General features: G+C 63.8%; 13 protein-coding genes and 1 tRNA gene. 7 read left to right on the forward strand and 7 right to left on the reverse strand.

The features are described 5' to 3' along the window. Window positions 1-250: 250 nt before the first annotated feature. Complete coding sequence (locus tag ACZ9AQ_RS22240) at window positions 251-2,344, reverse strand: TonB-dependent receptor domain-containing protein (RefSeq protein ID WP_429206849.1); 2,094 nt, start codon at window positions 2,342-2,344, stop codon at window positions 251-253. A 160-nt stretch (window positions 2,345-2,504) separates the two neighbouring features. Here ACZ9AQ_RS22240 and ACZ9AQ_RS22245 point away from each other — a divergent pair, with 160 nt between their 5' ends. Continuing rightward, entirely contained in the window at window positions 2,505-2,912 is a 408-nt protein-coding gene (locus ACZ9AQ_RS22245) for a Fur family transcriptional regulator (protein WP_429206850.1), read from the forward strand. A gap of 79 nt (window positions 2,913-2,991) precedes the next feature. Here ACZ9AQ_RS22245 and ACZ9AQ_RS22250 read toward each other — a convergent pair whose 3' ends face one another. The 6 genes from ACZ9AQ_RS22250 to ACZ9AQ_RS22275 form a co-directional block, all read right to left on the reverse strand. Continuing rightward, window positions 2,992-4,317, reverse strand: coding sequence for an amidohydrolase (locus tag ACZ9AQ_RS22250; protein ID WP_429206851.1), 1,326 nt, complete (start codon window positions 4,315-4,317; stop codon window positions 2,992-2,994). A 33-nt stretch (window positions 4,318-4,350) separates the two neighbouring features. Next, window positions 4,351-6,171, reverse strand: coding sequence for a M61 family metallopeptidase (locus ACZ9AQ_RS22255; RefSeq protein WP_429206852.1), 1,821 nt, complete (start codon window positions 6,169-6,171; stop codon window positions 4,351-4,353). Between the two features lie 96 nt (window positions 6,172-6,267). Further along, the gene (locus ACZ9AQ_RS22260) at window positions 6,268-6,888 is read right to left on the reverse strand and encodes a nucleotidyltransferase family protein (protein ID WP_429206853.1); all 621 of its coding nucleotides are present in this window, start codon (window positions 6,886-6,888) and stop codon (window positions 6,268-6,270) included. 4 nt (window positions 6,889-6,892) lie between these two features. Then, entirely contained in the window at window positions 6,893-7,354 is a 462-nt protein-coding gene (locus ACZ9AQ_RS22265; RefSeq protein WP_429206854.1) for a (2Fe-2S)-binding protein, read from the reverse strand. A gap of 122 nt (window positions 7,355-7,476) precedes the next feature. Continuing rightward, window positions 7,477-8,211, reverse strand: coding sequence for a DsbC family protein (locus ACZ9AQ_RS22270; protein ID WP_429206855.1), 735 nt, complete (start codon window positions 8,209-8,211; stop codon window positions 7,477-7,479). Between the two features lie 10 nt (window positions 8,212-8,221). Beyond that, window positions 8,222-9,460, reverse strand: a complete 1,239-nt coding sequence (locus ACZ9AQ_RS22275) for an FAD-dependent monooxygenase (RefSeq protein WP_429206856.1) — start codon at window positions 9,458-9,460, stop codon at window positions 8,222-8,224. 132 nt (window positions 9,461-9,592) lie between these two features. On the opposite strand from ACZ9AQ_RS22275, the gene ACZ9AQ_RS22280 reads away from it, so the two are divergent. The 6 genes from ACZ9AQ_RS22280 (at window position 9,593) to ACZ9AQ_RS22305 (ending at window position 15,681) form a co-directional block, all read left to right on the forward strand. Further along, a tRNA-Phe gene (locus ACZ9AQ_RS22280) sits at window positions 9,593-9,668 on the forward strand. Window positions 9,669-9,979: 311 nt separating this feature from the next. Beyond that, a complete protein-coding gene (locus tag ACZ9AQ_RS22285; RefSeq protein ID WP_429206857.1) occupies window positions 9,980-12,112 on the forward strand; it encodes a type VI secretion system Vgr family protein in 2,133 nt (710 codons plus the stop codon). Between the two features lie 13 nt (window positions 12,113-12,125). Further along, window positions 12,126-13,556 carry a DUF2169 family type VI secretion system accessory protein gene (locus tag ACZ9AQ_RS22290; protein ID WP_429206858.1) on the forward strand — a complete coding sequence of 477 codons (1,431 nt, stop codon included), beginning with the start codon at window positions 12,126-12,128 and terminating at the stop codon, window positions 13,554-13,556. A 9-nt stretch (window positions 13,557-13,565) separates the two neighbouring features. Continuing rightward, complete coding sequence (locus ACZ9AQ_RS22295; protein ID WP_429206859.1) at window positions 13,566-13,919, forward strand: DUF4150 domain-containing protein; 354 nt, start codon at window positions 13,566-13,568, stop codon at window positions 13,917-13,919. 2 nt (window positions 13,920-13,921) lie between these two features. Then, complete coding sequence (locus ACZ9AQ_RS22300) at window positions 13,922-15,022, forward strand: polymorphic toxin type 15 domain-containing protein (protein ID WP_429206860.1); 1,101 nt, start codon at window positions 13,922-13,924, stop codon at window positions 15,020-15,022. Then, a complete protein-coding gene (locus ACZ9AQ_RS22305) occupies window positions 15,019-15,681 on the forward strand; it encodes a GAD-like domain-containing protein (RefSeq protein ID WP_429206861.1) in 663 nt (220 codons plus the stop codon). Before ACZ9AQ_RS22300 ends, ACZ9AQ_RS22305 begins: the two co-directional genes overlap by 4 nt. The last annotated feature ends 162 nt before the right edge of the window (window positions 15,682-15,843 follow it).

Here is a 15,843-nt window from a genome sequence, read left to right on the forward strand (position 1 = left end):
CAATTAAACACCGGCGTGGGGCTGATGCCGTTAAGTTAAGCTGCTGAGCTAGCCGTCAAATACGTCGTCCCCGCGCAGGCGGGGACCCAAGTTCTGCAAACGTCGTCGAAACGCTTGCAAGATTGGGTCCCCACCTTCGTGGGGACGACGTTTTTACGCTAACTCAAGAAGAATTTCGCCTTCACTTAACGTCATTACAGGCGCAGGACCACATTGCCCTGCGACGGCCGATGATCGTCGAAACCCGGTCTTAGAAGATGACGCGAATGCCCGCCGTCAAGTTACGACCGGTCAGCGGCGCCGCGTTCTTGATGAACGAGGTGTGGCTATAGGCCAGTTCGTCGGTCAGGTTGTTCAGGCGCGCATAGAACTGGGTCGGCACGCCGCCAATGCGGGTCGAGTAGTGGGCGCCGATGTTGAGCATATTGTAGCCGGCGGTCTCGGTCTCGTACTCGGCCAGCTTGTCCTGCTTGCCCACGCGGTAGAACTCGACCATGCCGTGCCACTGGTTCCAGTCGCCGTCGAGCTTGACGCCGAGGCGCGAGGCCGGGATGCGCGGCAGGTTGCGGCTGCCCGCGCCCTCGTCGAAACGGGCGCGCACGTAGTCGCCGAACAGGGTCGCGCTGATCGTTGGGGTCAGCTTCCGGCGGATCTCGCCTTCCAGGCCGGTGAAGGTGGCGTCGCGCTGGGCGTATTCCACCAGCTGGAAGCCTTCGTGGTTGTCCAGCGTGTGCGCATAGATGTAGTTGTCGACGCGGTTGTGGAAGGCGCTGACCGAGAAGGTGGTGTCGCCCTCGAACTTGCGCAGGGTGAGGTCGATGTTGTTCGAGGTTTCCTTGTCCAGGTCCTGGTTGCCGACTTCATAGGTGGCGGTGGCCAGGTGCACGCCGTCGGCATACAGTTCTTCGGCGGTCGGCAGGCGGTGGCTGCGCGACAGCGAAGCGCGCAGCGAGTACTGCGGCGCGAACCTCCACACGGCGCCGACCGAGGCCGAGGTGCCGCGCGCGTCGGTGTCCCGCAGGCCCGGCGCATCGACCTCGATATCCTGCCATTCGTGGCGCAGGCCGGCCTCGAAGCGCCAGTGTTCGAGCTTGTATTCCTCGGTCAGGAAAGCGGCATGCTTCTTGGTGAGGGTCGGCGGCACATAGGCTTCGTCGCCGATGGCCGCGAAGTCGCGGCGCGTGGTCTGCACGCCGAATACGCCGCGCCAGCCGGCCAGCGGCGCATGCACCGCTTCCAGGCGGACGTCGTGCCCCTTGCTGCGGAACGACGTCGAGACGACGTTCTCTTCCAGCTCGTCGTGGACGTAGTCGGTGATCGATGCGCGCATGCGCACGCGCTCGATGCCGGCCACCGGGTTGCGGTACTCGCCGCGGATGTCCCAGCGCTCGCTGTCGAGCTTCACGATCGGCACGCCGTGCGCGTGCTCATGCTCGTGGCCTTCCTCTTCATGGTCGAGGCCTTCTTCTTCATGACCATGGCCGCCGCAGTCCAGGTGGCCGTCGTGCGGGTGGCAGTCTCCGAATTCTTCGCTGTGCCCCGGGATGCCGTACTCGGTGCGCTCCTTGGTGAAGGCGGCGCCGATGTAGCCGTTCTTGCCGATCCACGACAGGCCGACGGTGCCGGTCTCGGTTTCCTTGTAGCTGCCCTGGACGTGGCGGCCTTCGCTCCAGTCCTTGCCGACGCGGTAATCGTCGGTGTCGCGCTTGACGCCTTCCAGGTGCAGGGCCAGGTTGCTGCCGGCGGCGGTCGTGAATTCGAAGGCGCCGGTCTTTTCGCGCGCCGCGGAATTGGCGCGCACTTCCGCGCTGCCTTCCAGGCCCTTCTCGGGCATCACGGTCGGAATCTTGCGGTCGAGGATGTTCACCACGCCGCCCACCGCGCCGCCGCCATAGGCCAGGGCCGACGGGCCGCGCAGCACTTCGATGCGCTCGGCCAGCACAGGTTCAAAAGCGACAGCATGGTCGGGGCTGATGGTCGAGGCGTCCTGGATCTCGGAACCGTCGGACAGGATCTTCACGCGCGGACCGTCCATGCCGCGGATCACCGGACGGCTGGCGCCGGCGCCGAAGTGGCTCGAGGTGATGCCGGGCTGGTGGGCCAGGGTTTCGCCCAGCGTCGATTCGCGGGCGCGCACCAGTTCACTGCCGCCGAGCGAGGTCACCGGCGTGATCATGTCGTCGTGCACCACGCCCAGGGCGCTGGCGGAGACGACCACGGTCGGCACGCTGTCCGGATCCGACGCCGCCCGGCTCGTCGTCTGGGCATGGACGGCCAGGGGCGCGCCAAAGGCCAGCATCAGCGCCAGGGTCAGCGGTGTGCGCTTGCAAGTGAAGTCGGACATGGTGTTTCCTCGAAATAAATGGAGCGGCAAGATGACGATGAGTCCGATAACGATAATCCGTTATCATTAGCAATGAAATGATAAGCCATTATCATTAAGCATTCAACCGCTTTTTGGCGCGTTTTGGTTTTACTGCACGCTTTGAGGTATCCTTCCGCCTATGCAACGCAACACACGTCAAAAATCCGCCATCCTGCATGCGATCGAGCATGCGCAGCGTCCGCTGTCGCCGCAAGAGATCCTGGACGAAGCCAGCCGCGAGGTCAGCCAGCTGGGCATGGCGACCGTGTACCGCAACCTGAAGTCGCTGGTGGACGACGGCGCGCTCAAGGTCGTCACTTTGCCGGGCGAAGGCGCGCGCTACGAATCGACCAGCGCCGCCGAACACCATCACCACCACTTCCAGTGCACCGTCTGCCAGCGCGTGTTCGACGTGCACGCCTGCCCGGGCGACATCGAGCACATGGCGCCGAAGGGCTTCAGCGTCGAAAGTCACGAGCTGACCCTGTACGGCCGCTGCGCCGACTGCCTGGTAGGGTCGGCGGCTGAGCCGCCGACGCGGCGCTAGTTGGCTGCCAAATCATTTGGCGCGACATTATCAGCGTTAACAATCACCGCGTCGGCGGCACAGCCGCCGACCCTACGCCTTATTTACCGAGCACGTTCAGCACGGCCAGGGTCATCGCCTGGGCGCCGGTCTTGATCGACGGTTCCGGCACCGGCGCGTAGAACGGCGAGTGGTTGAAGGCGATCGGCTTGCCGCCCTCGCGCTCGGCCTCGGCCACCACCTTCGGATCGTAGACGCCGGTGAAGAAGAACATCGACGGCACGCCTTCGTTGGCGTACAGCGAGAAGTCTTCGCTGGCGGTCATGGCCGGCATGCGCTTGGCCTTGTCGCGCCCGAACGCTTCCTGGAACACCACCTCGGTCTTGTTCACCAGCTCGGTGCTGTTGACGATCGCCTGGCCGCCGCCGCCGATCAGCATGTCCGGCTTCGGCGCCCCGGCCATCGCCGCCGACCCTTCGGCCACGCGGCGCACCCCTTCGAGCAGCTTGGCGCGCACCAGCGGGCTGTACGAGCGGATGGTGCCGCGCACCTGCACGCTGTCCGGGATGATGTTGCCGACCGTGCCGCCCTGGATCGAACCGACCGTCACCACGCCGAATTCCTTCGGATCCTTCTCGCGGCTGACCACGGTCTGGACGTCGACCACGAAGCGCGCCGCGATCGCCACCGGGTCGATGGTCTTGTCCGGCGCCGAGCCGTGGCCGCCACGGCCCTTGAAGGTGATCTCGAGCCAGTCCGAGTTGGACGACACCGGGCCGTCGTTGAAGCCCACCGTGCCATGCGCCAGCGGCCAGGAATGCAGGGCGAATGCGTAGTCCGGCTTCGGGAAGCGCTTGAACAGGCCGTCGTCCAGCATGGCCTTGGCGCCGGCGACGATTTCCTCGGCCGGCTGGCCGATGAAGACCAGCGTGCCTTTCCACTGCGATTTCAGTTCGACCAGGGTACGCGCCGTGCCCAGCCAGCTGGCCATGTGGACGTCGTGGCCGCAGCTGTGCATCACGAAGGTGTCGCGGCCTTCGCTGGTGGCGCGGGCGCGGCTGGCGTACGGCAGGCCGGTGCGCTCTTCCATCGGCAGGCCGTCCATGTCGGTGCGCACCAGGACCGTCGGGCCGGCCCCGTTCTTGAGCACCGCGACGATGCCGGTCTTGCCGACCTTCTCGGTGACGGTGAAGCCGAGCTTGCGCATCTCGGTCGCCAGCTTGCCGGCGGTGCGCACTTCCTGGAAGGCGATCTCGGGATGGGCATGCAGGTCTTTATAGACAGCGTCGAGCCACGGATACATGGCGTCGACCCTGGCGACGACGTCGTTCTTGAGGGGCGCGGCCTGCTGGGCGTAGGCGAAGTTTGCGGACAGTGCAAGGGCGGCGGAAACCGCGGCGGCCGCGGCGAGTCGGGTGAAGGTCATGGGATGCTTGTCGTTATGGTCAATGCGTGAAAATCAGACTGCGCTGGGGCGCTTGATCGCGGTCGACTTGCGGCCCGCCACGGCCGGCGCCAGGCTGATGCCCGGCACGCGGTCGCCCTGCAGGGTGACGTCGAAGGCCATCAGCTCGTCGCGGCGGAAGGCGTGCACGGTGACGCGCTCGCCCACGCGGTAGCGCGCCAGCAGCGCGTCGACGTTGGGCGGATTGCCGTTGACGCGCAGGCCGTCGATCGCGATCACGACGTCCAGCGCCGACAGGCCGGCCTGGTGGGCGGCGCCGCCCTCGTGCACCTGGGTGAGCCTGGCGCCGAGCGGGTCGCGACCGATGCCGGCGTCCAGCGTGGCCCTGCCGCCCTTGCGCTCGTCGACCAGCTTCACGCCCAGCGGCGCGAACAGCTTGGCCAGCGGCAGGTCGTCAAGGCCGCGCACGTAGCGCTCGAACATGTTCTTGAGCTTGAGGCCGCTTATCTCGTCGAACAGCGCTTCGACTTCCTGTTCCGTCACGCCGCGGCCGGCGCCGTGGTAGAAGTCGCGTCCATAGCGCTCCCACAGCGCCAGCATGACGTCGTCCAGCGATTTCGCGCCGCCGGTCCTGGCGCGGATGGTCAGGTCGAAGGCCAGCGCGATCAGCGACCCCTTGGTGTAGTAGCTGATGATCGCGTTCGGCGAATTCTCGTCCTGGCGGTAGTACTTGCTCCAGGCGTCGAAGCTCGAATCGGCCACGCTCTGCTTGAGGCGCCCGCTGCCGCGCAGCACGCCGCCGATGGTCTTGGCCAGCAACTTGAAATAAGTGGCTTCGCCGATGATCCCGGCGCGCACCAGCATCAGGTCGTCGTAATAGCTGGTGAAGCCTTCGAACAGCCACAGGAGCGGCGTATAGTTCTCGGCCTGCAGGTCGTAGGGAGCGAAGGCGGCCGGCTTGATGCGCTTGACGTTCCAGGTGTGGAAATACTCGTGGCTGCACAGGCCCAGGAAGCGCAGATAGCCTTCGCCCGGCTCGGCCGCCTTGGGCGTGGCCAGGCTTGGCAGGTCGGCGCGCGCGCAGATCAGGGCGGTCGAGGCGCGGTGTTCGAGGCCGCCATAGCCATCGCCCACGGCCATGGTCATGAACACGTAGCGCTCGAGCGGCGCGCGCTTCGTCTTCGGCTCGAAGAAGGCGATCTGGGTCTCGCAGATCGCCTTCAAGTCGGCCTGCAGGCGCGCCATGTCGAGGTTGGGCACGCGGCCGGTGATCACGATGTCGTGCGGGATGCCATGGGCCTTGAAGGTGGCCAGCTCGAAGTCGCCCATCTCGACCGGATGGTCGATCAGTTCGTCGTAGTCGGCGCAGGCGTAAGTGCCGAAGCCGTAGCGCCTGGCGCCCGCCTCTGGCATCGCTGTGGCCACGCGCCAGGTCTTGGCGGCCGGATCGAAGGGGCGCTGGATGTCGACCTGGTGGACCAGCGACTCCTGCCCCACCACGCGCAGGAACACGCTGGTGCCGTTGAAGAAGCCGTGGGTCTGGTCGAGGTGGGCGGCGCGCACCGACAGGTCCCAGGCATACACCTCGTAGTGCAGGGTCAGGGGGCCGGCGCTGGGGGCGGCGCGCCAGGAGTGTTTGTCCAGCTTGATGAGCGCGACCTCCTGGCCGCCGCTGTCGGCGCGGATGCGCACGATATTGCGCGCGAATTCGCGGATCATGTAGCTGCCCGGGATCCAGGCCGGCAGCGCGAACGTCTGGCCGTCGGGATCGGGATTGGCGACCGTGACGGTGACGTTGAAGAGGTGACCGGCCAGGTCCTTGGGAACGATGGTGTAGTGGATGGCGTGCTGCTTTTTCTGCGATGGCTTTTTCATGATCTTCTTGAATGGTCTCTCGGGACGCGCCGAATGGGCATAGTGTAATCCATCGGGCGAAACGCCCGCCATGCAGGGTGGATGGCGGCGCGCCGGCTAGGCCGGCAGATCGGAGGGGGAATCGATGTCGCGCAGGACGCCGGGATCAGGCACCTCGATCGCGGCGACCGGGCTGCTGGCAAGCAGGCGCCGCGCGCCCTGGTCGCCGTCCAGCGCCAGCAGGTCGTCGCGGTGCTGCGCGCCGAAGGCGACCGGATTGCCGCGCCGGCCCGCGAACAGGGGCGCGGCGATGGCGGCGCCCTCCTTGACCGCGGCCTCCAGCGCACGCAGGGTGGATGGGGCGACGAAGGGCATGTCGCCCAGCGCTACCAGCCAGCCTTCGCCGCGCGCCTGGTCGCCCGATTGAGCACCCAACTGAGCATCCGATCGAGCATGCAGGCAATGGCGGATCGCGTGCGCCAGCGACAGGCCCATGCCGCCGTCGGCCTGCGGGCATACCGTCACCTCGCAGCCCAGTTGGCGCAGCACGTCCCCCACCCCGCCGTCATCCGGCGGCACCACCGCCACCACGCGCGCGAACACGGCCAGCAGCGTGCGCGCGCTGGCGGCGACCACCAGCTCGCCGCCGGGCAGGCGCTGCAACAGCTTGTTGTTCTTGCCGGCCGGGTCGAAGCGGCGGCCCCGCCCCGCGGCCAGCAGGATGCCGGTCAGCGCCATGGTTTCATGCCTCCAGTGCCGCGGCGGCGTCCTTGATGGCCGCGCGGATCCGCTGATAGGTGCCGCAGCGGCACAGATTGCCGCTCATGGCGTTGTCGATGTCGGCATCCAGCGGACGCCGGTTGGCGCGCAGCAGCGCGACGGCGCTCATCACCTGGCCGCTCTGGCAGTAGCCGCATTGCGGCACGTCGTGGCGCACCCAGGCATCCTGGACCGCCCTGCCGACCGGATCGTCCTGCATCGCCTCGATGGTGGTGATGGCCTGGCCCGCGACCGCCCCGATCGGGGTGACGCAGGCGCGGATCGGGGCGCCGTCCAGGTGCACGGTGCAGGCGCCGCACAGGGCCGCGCCGCAGCCGAACTTGGTGCCGGTCAGGTTCAGATTGTCGCGCAACGCCCACAGCACGGGCGTGGCGGGGTCGGCGTCGACTTGCAGGTCTCTTCCGTTGATGTTCAATGTGAGCATGCATGGCCCCCAAGGTAGGGTTGGCAGCGTTGCTGCCGACGCGGCGATTGTCATCCGCTTCGATGTCGAGCCGGATGATTTCGCCGCCAACCATCACCGCGTCGGCGGGATACCCGCCGACCCTACCGCGCCGGCTTCGCTTCCAGCGAATCGAGCTTGGCTTCGAGCGACTTCAGGTCGATCGCACCCGGAATGCGGGTGCCGTCGCTGAAGAAGATCGCCGGCGTGCCGGTGATGCGCAGCTTCTGGCCGAGCGCCAGCACCTTGTCGTTCGGCGATTCGCAGGCAGCCGGCGTCGCCGGCGGCACCTTGCCGTTGATCATCCAGTCATCCCAGGCCTTGTTGCGGTTCGGCGCGCACCAGATGTTCTTCGACTTTGTGAACGAATCCTGGGACAGGATGTTGTACATGAAGGTATAGATGGTGACGTTATCGATCTCGTTGAGCGTCGTCTGGCGCAGGCGCTTGCAGTAGCCGCAGTTCGGATCCTCGAACACCGCGATCACGCGCTTGCCGTTGCCCTTGACCTGCTTGAGCGCCATCTCGAGCGGCAGGTCGCTGAACTTGATCTTGTTGACCTCGTCGATGCGTTCGCGCGTCAGGTTGCGCGAACTCTTGACGTCATATACCTGGCCGATCACGAGGAACTCGCCCTTTTTGTCGGTGTACAGGATGTCGCCCGCGACCCGCACCTCGTACAGGCCGCCATACGGCGTTTCCTTGACCGACTCGATCTTGGCGCCGCCCAGATGCGGTTCGAGCGCCTTCTTGATGTTTGCCTCGACCGTGTTCTGCGCATCGACGCACGATGCGAGCAGCGCCGTCGCCAGCAGGACGGCGAGCTTCATTTTGATCATGCTTGGTTCCTCAGATTGATGACTTGCCCATCGCATGCGCCATCAGGCGCCGCTTCAAAGCAGGCATTTTATCAAGCAAGTTGAGTCCAAGATTGCGCACGACGCGCACGGGCTCCAGATTTGCCCCGAACAGACGCTCCAGGCCATCGGTGGCCAGCTGCATCATGAGCACGTCTTCCTTGCGCTTGCGGGCGTAGCGCGCCAGCACCCGTTCGTCGCCGATCGCGCGCCGCTCCTCGCGCTCGCGCACGGTGGCGAGCAGGTCGACCACGTCGCCGAAGCCCAGGTTCATGCCATGCCCGGCCAGCGGATGCACGGCGTGGGCGGCGTCGCCCACCAGCGCCACGTGCGGCGCCACGATCGCATGCGGCTTGACCAGCGCCAGCGGCACCGCCGCCACGGCCTCGGGTTGCAGGGGACGCAGGGCGCCCAGCTTGTCGTCGGCATATTCGCCGAGCCGGATCGCCAGTTCGCCCAGCGACTCGTCCATCAGGGTGTCGGCCAGGGTCTCGGGCGCCGACCACACCAGCGAGACGCGGTTGCCCGGCAGCGGCAGCAACGCGATGATGCCGTCGGCGCAGGTGAACCACTGATGGGCCACGCCATGGTGCGGCTTGTCGCAGGCGAAGTTGGTGACGATGGCGCGCTGGTGGTACATGCGGTAGTCGACGCCGATGTCGCACTGCCCACGGACCCAGGATTCGCGGCCGTCGGCCCCAACCAGCAGCTCGCACTCGATCCGGCGGCCGTCTTCCAGGCGCAGCGCGGCGCCTTCGCCGCTGCAGGTGAGCTCGCAGGCCCGGCCCTCGACGCGTTGCACGTTGTGGGAGAACTTGAGCGCGGCATCGAGCGCCCCGTTCAGGTTATGGTCTTCGACGATCCAGGCCAGGGTGCCGACCCGGGCCCCGAAGGCGTCGAAACCGAGTTTGCCGCCGCCCTCGCCGTCGCCATGCACGTCCATGGCATCGACCGCGGCGACGCGCGCCAGGTCGAGGGCGCCCCAGACCTTGAGCGAAGCCAGCAGGTCGTGGGCCGTATGGTTGAGCGCATAGACGCGCACGTCCCATGGACGGTCCGCGGCCGAGGCCGTCGAGCCGCCCTGCGCCTCGGCCCCGGGACGCGCGGGCGGCGCCAACAGGGTCACGCTGTGTCCGGCCTGGGCAAAGCCGAGCGCGGTGGTCTTGGCGATGGCGCCATTGCCGACGATGCAAACATCGGTCCGGGTGGTGGAGGTCGTGGGCGTGGTCATAGTGCTCATTATAGCGATATGCCCATCCCGCACGCAGGGTGGGCCGGGGGGGCGCGCCAGCGCTACATGCTGACAATGCATCAACAAGCACTTGCGCAACTGAAAATCGCTGGCTATAATCATGCCTCTCTTGGCCTGGTAGCTCAGTTGGTAGAGCAGAGGATTGAAAATCCTTGTGTCGGTGGTTCGATTCCGCCCCGGGCCACCAAGAACATGCCTCACGAAACGCCCACTCATGCAAGTGGGCGTTTTTCGTTTCTGCGGCACTATTGTCCTGTCCGGTGCGCAGAATGCGCACGCGCCCCTCCGAATAAACCACCGAAACGAGCGACCATCTCGTCCAGGCGCCCTCCAGACGTCCGCATTCCTGCATGGACGACTGGGCGCTTGCGGCAGTCCTAAGCTACTGACACTACACAATAAAACACCGCCCTCTCCAAGGTAAGCTCAGCAACGGGGATATGACAAGTCTCTACCGTTTGTACGGCGATCAATTCGCAGTGAGCACAGGAAAACCGCATGGGCAACTTCCCTTGTAGCCTGAAAGAAATCCTCCAAGAACGCCAGACCGCCCGTATCCTGCGTCTGGCGTTCCCCTTTGATGACGCGCCAACATCCGAGCTGCTGGTCAACAAACTCGATGCCACCGAGGGGCTGTCGCGCGATTTCGAATTTGCTGTCGAGCTGCTGTCGGACAACGCCTTGCTCGACCTGAAAGACATGCAGGGCAAGTTGCTGTGCGTGGAATTGGTGCGCCACGACGGCGCCTTGCGCTATTTCACCGGCTACGTCTTCAGTTTTCGCCTTGTCAGGACAGATGGCGGTGTCGCGTTCTACGAAGCCAGGCTCGGGCCGTGGCTGAAATACCTTTCTCTGCGCAAGGACTGCTTTCTATTCCATAACGCCACCCTGTACGAGCAAACGACCAGCATCTTCCGCGACTACCTCGCGCATCCGGAATGGGAATTTCGCCGCCACGGCGACGATCCGGCGATGACCGATGCCTGCCAGTTCAACGAATCCGATTACAACTACCTGAGCAGACGCTGGGAGGCGGCAGGCTGGCACTACACCTACGACCATACGGCAAAGGGCCACACGCTCATCCTGAGTGACGATTCGACTTGCGCGGAACCGATAGACGGCACGGAAATCGCGTTCCAGCGCGATTGCGGCTCATATGAGGATAACGGCATTGGCGAGTGGTCGGCGACCCGTCGCATCGTGTCCGCCAGCACGGCGCTGTCCTCCTTCAATTTCAAGTCGCCCAGGCCGGTCAACGTCGAGAGGCCGACGATCATCGAGCAGGGCAAGGTGCTGCGCAAGGAGGTCTACGAATATGCGGGCGCCTATGGGTTCAAGGATAGTCGCGACGGCGAACGCCGGGCGACGCTGCGCATCGAAGAGATCGAGCACGCAGGAGAACTATTCGAGGGCGCAAGCACCAACCGCAACGTGGTTCCCGGGCGCTGGTTCCGCCTCACCGGCCACTTCTACGGCGGCAGTAACCAGGGCCAGGAATTTCTGATCATCGAGGTGCACCACAGCGCCAGCAACAATTACCACGTGAACGACGCCAGTCCACCGCATTACGAGAACCGCCTGTCCTGCATCCGCAAGTCCATCCCATGGCGCCCCGGCCGGGGCTTCAACAGCGTCGAGCCGAAAATGTACGGCCTGCAGACGGCGATCGTGGTCGGCCCCCCGGGCGAGGAAATCCACACCGATGAGTATGGGCGTGTCAAAGTCCAGTTCCATTGGGACCGCGCAGGAGAGCTGGACGAACGCAGTTCGGCATGGCTGCGCGTGGCGACGGCGTGGGCCGGTCCCAACTTCGGCATGACATCGATCCCGCGCATCGGCGCCGAAGTCATCGTGCAGTTCCTTGACGGGAATCCCGATCGTGGATTCGTCACCGGCATGGTGCCGAACGCGCACAACATGCCGCCGTGGGATCTTCCCGCAAACAAGACCCAGAGCGGCATCCTGTCCCGCTCGACACCGAAGGGCACATACGGCAATGCCAACGCGCTGCGCTTCGAGGACAAGCAGGGCCAGGAACAACTGTGGCTGCATGCCGAACGCGACCAGCTTACCGAGGTCGAGCACGACGAAGATAAATGGGTCGGCAACGACCGCCGCAAGACCATCGACCGCGACGAGACCTCGCATATCAAGCACGACCGCAAGGAAACCGTCGACCACGACGAGACCATTACCGTCCACAACGACCGCACCGAGCAGGTCGACAAGAACGAAACCATCGGCATCGGTGGCAACCGCGTCAAGACGATCGGCAGGAACCGCAAGGACGACATCGGCAGGAACTGGTCCACCCACGTTGCCCGCATGAAGACGGAGACGGTCGGCATGGCTTACATGCAGAACGTTGGCCTGGGCCGCATGGAGAACGTCGGCCTTGCCTACAACCTCAACGTCGGAACGATCATGGCCACCGTGGTCGGTATCAGCCAGATCACCAAGGTCGGCAAGGCGGTATCGATCACGGCGGGCGAAGAGCTGTCGATCACCGTCGGCCTGGCGCGACTGAAAATGACGGCGGACGGCAAGGTATTCATCAACGGTTCGCAAATCGGCATCGAGACCAGCGGACCGGTGCAAATTTCCGGCAACGACGTGGACGTCAACTGACCGGCCCCCGCGCATGGAATTTCGCAACCTTACGCCTTTTCCCGCGATAGCGTTCGATAGCCTGGACCAGCACGACCAGCGCTTCCACAGCGTGGTCATGCGCCTGACTTTCGAGGTAGGGGACGACGGCAAGCTCACCCTGGCCCCCGTACAGACGCCGTTGGCGATGACCGACGAATTCCACGGCGAAGCAAACCAGTCCAGCGTCAGGCAAGAGTCCGACCTGGCGCCCTACAAACCGCACACGGACGTGATCGTCATCGCCGACGCCTGCGCCCCGCAGGGCAAACCCAGCAAACTGTTCGGCGTCGCCCTCAAGATCAACAGTGCGCCGACCGCGCCGGATTTGCCGCCCGAGCCGCACGGCCTTAATCCGACGTATCGCGCCTCACCCGAACGCATGGCCGAGTGGCGGGAAGAGTGTGCCCGGTTGACGGCACATGCGCTGGAAGGCCCTCTCGTGTTGCGCAAAGTCCTGCTGATCAGAGGCGGGCGCGAATGGCGCAAACGCCCCACGGTGACGCGGGCGCTGAGCCTGTTTACGCTGCCGCGCTGGAAGCTGACAGCGCCGATACCTGTCACCACCCTCCCCCTGCGCTACGAATACGCCTATGGCGGCGAAAACAAGATTCTCGCCACCGAGCAGGCGGCCAGTCGGGTGGACAAAAAATATCGCTTGCCCGGTCGCGTGCCGCAACCCGGCAACGCCGGCGCGGGCGATTTGCATGAAGCAATCGCCCACAGCGTGTACGAACAAAATCCGGTTGGTCGTGGCTTCGCCGAGCGCTGGTATCTGCACGCGGCCAGGCTCGCATGCGTGCCGGCGCCGCAGATAGAGGCGCCCAGCCAGCCCATAGGGCGCTTCGGCAAGCAATACACGCCGCAGGGCTTTGGCGTCGTTGGACGCGGCTGGCGACCGCGCTTAGGGCTGGCAGGGACCTATGACCAGCAATGGCAGGATGAACGTCACCCGAATTTGCCCGCCGACTTCGATTTTGGGTACTGGAATGGCGCGCCCGTCGATCAGCAAGTGACACCCCACTTGGGCGGCGACGAGCAAATCTCGCTGTTCAACCTGTGCCCCGAGGGCGCGGCAACCAAGCGCGACGCCTCCGGCAATACCTGCCTGTCTTTCTCCCTGCCGGGGCATTTGCCGTTTGTGCTGGTGCGGTTCCAGGATGGACGAATCGGCGAACTGGCGGCGAAGCTCGACACGCTCATCATCGATGCAGCCCCGGACGCCAGCGACCCGGAAAAGAGGATATCCGTCGTGTGCGTCTGGCGCGCCACAGTCGCCACCGCCCCCAGTGTGCGGGTGCTCGAGGCACGCATGCTGACCCATGCCGACGTCGCGGCGCTGCGCGCTCGGGGGCAGGACGTCAAGCCCCCATCGCCCCCGCGCCTGACAGTCGTGCCCAGCCAGGAATCGCCGCCAACCGTCTAAGAGGAATCCATGCCGACTGCTGCCCGCAAGAACAGTATCTTCCTGGCCGTCAGCCTGCTCCCTGACGTGTGCAAGACGCCGATGGGGCCGAACATGGTCCCGGTTCCCTACCCCATCGTTGCGGACCTGAGCAACAGCGTGGAAGTAGCGAAGTCGGTCCGTTTCAATGGCGATCCCGTCTTCCTGCTCAACGACAGCGTTGTCGCCACCGTGACCGGCAACGAGGCCGGAACGGGCGGCGGCATGAAGTCCGGCGTCAACAGAGGCAAGGTGCGTGCGACAGCCAGCGCCAAATCCGTGCGGGTGGAGAAAAAATACGTCGTGCGGCATGGCGACGAGTGCGACATGAATCTGGCGAGCTGAGCATGACCACCAAAGGTGTGATTCTCGAACAGGCGAAGCCCTCGACAACGCACATCGATCCGGACGGCGGCGGCGCCAATCCGCCGCTCATGCCGGAAACCGAAGCCGAACAAACCATGTGGCAGAAGGCTAGCCCGTGGGTGCATGGTTTGCTGGGCGTGGCCAGTTTCGTTCCAGGCTTATCGGTCGTGACAGGCGCGGTGGATGCGGCCATCTACGCGGCTGAAGGCGAGGCGGTCGAGGCAGGCCTTGCATTGGCAAGCATGATCCCCGGCGGCAAGGTGGTCACGACCGTCGGCAAGGTCGCCAAGGGCGCAGTCGGAATGGCGAAAGGAACGGGAACAGCAGCGCGGGTCGTCAAGGGGGCGCACGAAGCGGAAGAAGTGCTACAGGCGGCCAGGAAAGCGGAAGAGACGGCCAGGATTGCGAAAGAGGCCAAGGCAGCCAGGGAAGCCAGGGAAGCGCAAGAGGCAGCGGAGAAGGCGCGGGAAGCAGCTTCGGGCACAAAGAAGCCGAAAAAAGAGGTGACGGTCAAGGCGCGCGCGCATAAAGTGCCCTGCTTCCATCCGTTCGACAAGAAGAAGTTCATGCAGATGAGCAAAGCCGATCAGAAAGCCTATTTGAAGGAGATGGCCGCGCAACTCAAACGCCAAGAGGATGCAATCAATAGCCTGACTGTTACCGAATACAAAGCGGCAAGGGATGCATTTGGAGCGATGAATCGCAATCCAGCTGCGGCTTCGGCACAGGAATCAGCGCGTAAATTATTCGAAGAGAGAGTTGCAGGAAATATCAAGAAAAGTCTGCAAAAGGGGGGCATGGGAGCGCTAAAGGCAAAACAAGAAGCTGCTGCTCGTGCTAAAGACGTGATGAGCAAATTGGCGGCATTGCACGATCCAGACATGGTGGCCGGCGGGTGGATGCACCCAAATTCCACGGGGATGGGACGTGCAGACGTGAACTCGTCGATAGGCGGTGGCTGGAATCAAAGCGATAGGATTTCCGGAATGGATCGGGAAGCAAACAGGGCAATCGAAGGCGGTAGAGTAGACCAAAAAATGAATGTTAAACTGGAGCCGTGCCGCGGCAGGGGACTGAGATGAGAGACGAAGACTTCGAACTTTTTATAGACGAGTTTGGCGAAGCGACCAGCCGGACGGATGTTCCAATGGAAGCTATCCAGAAATGGCGCGGTAAGCTTCCGGACCAATTATTAAAGTATTGGCAGGCAGAAGGTTGGTGCGGCTATGCAAACGGCTTGTTCTGGACAGTTAATCCGGATGACTATGAAGATCTAGTAGATGAATGGCTTGCTGACACGCCACTTGAGCAACTTGATAGCTTTCATGCAATTGCTCGAACCGCATTTGGGTGCCTGTACCTGTGGGGAGAGAAAACGGGCGATAGCGTAACTGTCGCATGTAGTATTAACTCAATAATTGCGTTTAGCAGTAACCTAAAGCAAGAAATGGACGATCCGGATTTCGATGCACGAGTGTTCTTCAGCAATAAGTCACCCGATCACTGCGACCTTAAGGATGAATCGGGGCAGCCACTTTTTGAACGCGCTTTGGCTAAACTAGGTCCACTTGAGCCGGACGAATTATATGGCTTCGAACCTGCACTCGTGCTCGGCGGGAAGATGCGTCTAGAAAACCTCACCAAGCTCAACCTGGATGTGCATTTGACCATCCTTCGTCAACTCGCCTCACCGACACTGCCGTTCTCGCATGTTGACCTCGACAATTTACTTAATTCGTAATTTTCCTCTGCTGTACAGATCGCACGCCATCGGATAGTTAATCAGAATCCCGTTTTCGGAAAATCGTGTTAACTGGCATCACAGGCATATATTTTTGTAATTAATGGTCGAACAGTCAAATCCCAAAGCCCCAGCCGGAGCTTTGGGCTTTTTGCCCGACAA

This window comes from Massilia sp. UYP34 (genome assembly GCF_056279385.1).

Excerpts from the sequence above, each read along its gene's own strand:
- ACZ9AQ_RS22240 (WP_429206849.1), bottom strand. The coding sequence starts at position 2,344 with ATGTCCGACTTCACTTGCAAGCGCACACCGCTGACCCTGGCGCTGATG.
- ACZ9AQ_RS22245 (WP_429206850.1), top strand. The coding sequence starts at position 2,505 with ATGCAACGCAACACACGTCAAAAATCCGCCATCCTGCATGCGATCGAG.
- ACZ9AQ_RS22250 (WP_429206851.1), bottom strand. The coding sequence starts at position 4,317 with ATGACCTTCACCCGACTCGCCGCGGCCGCCGCGGTTTCCGCCGCCCTT.
- ACZ9AQ_RS22255 (WP_429206852.1), bottom strand. The coding sequence starts at position 6,171 with ATGAAAAAGCCATCGCAGAAAAAGCAGCACGCCATCCACTACACCATC.
- ACZ9AQ_RS22260 (WP_429206853.1), bottom strand. The coding sequence starts at position 6,888 with ATGGCGCTGACCGGCATCCTGCTGGCCGCGGGGCGGGGCCGCCGCTTC.
- ACZ9AQ_RS22265 (WP_429206854.1), bottom strand. The coding sequence starts at position 7,354 with ATGCTCACATTGAACATCAACGGAAGAGACCTGCAAGTCGACGCCGAC.
- ACZ9AQ_RS22270 (WP_429206855.1), bottom strand. The coding sequence starts at position 8,211 with ATGATCAAAATGAAGCTCGCCGTCCTGCTGGCGACGGCGCTGCTCGCA.
- ACZ9AQ_RS22275 (WP_429206856.1), bottom strand. The coding sequence starts at position 9,460 with ATGACCACGCCCACGACCTCCACCACCCGGACCGATGTTTGCATCGTC.
- ACZ9AQ_RS22285 (WP_429206857.1), top strand. The coding sequence starts at position 9,980 with ATGGGCAACTTCCCTTGTAGCCTGAAAGAAATCCTCCAAGAACGCCAG.
- ACZ9AQ_RS22290 (WP_429206858.1), top strand. The coding sequence starts at position 12,126 with ATGGAATTTCGCAACCTTACGCCTTTTCCCGCGATAGCGTTCGATAGC.
- ACZ9AQ_RS22295 (WP_429206859.1), top strand. The coding sequence starts at position 13,566 with ATGCCGACTGCTGCCCGCAAGAACAGTATCTTCCTGGCCGTCAGCCTG.
- ACZ9AQ_RS22300 (WP_429206860.1), top strand. The coding sequence starts at position 13,922 with ATGACCACCAAAGGTGTGATTCTCGAACAGGCGAAGCCCTCGACAACG.
- ACZ9AQ_RS22305 (WP_429206861.1), top strand. The coding sequence starts at position 15,019 with ATGAGAGACGAAGACTTCGAACTTTTTATAGACGAGTTTGGCGAAGCG.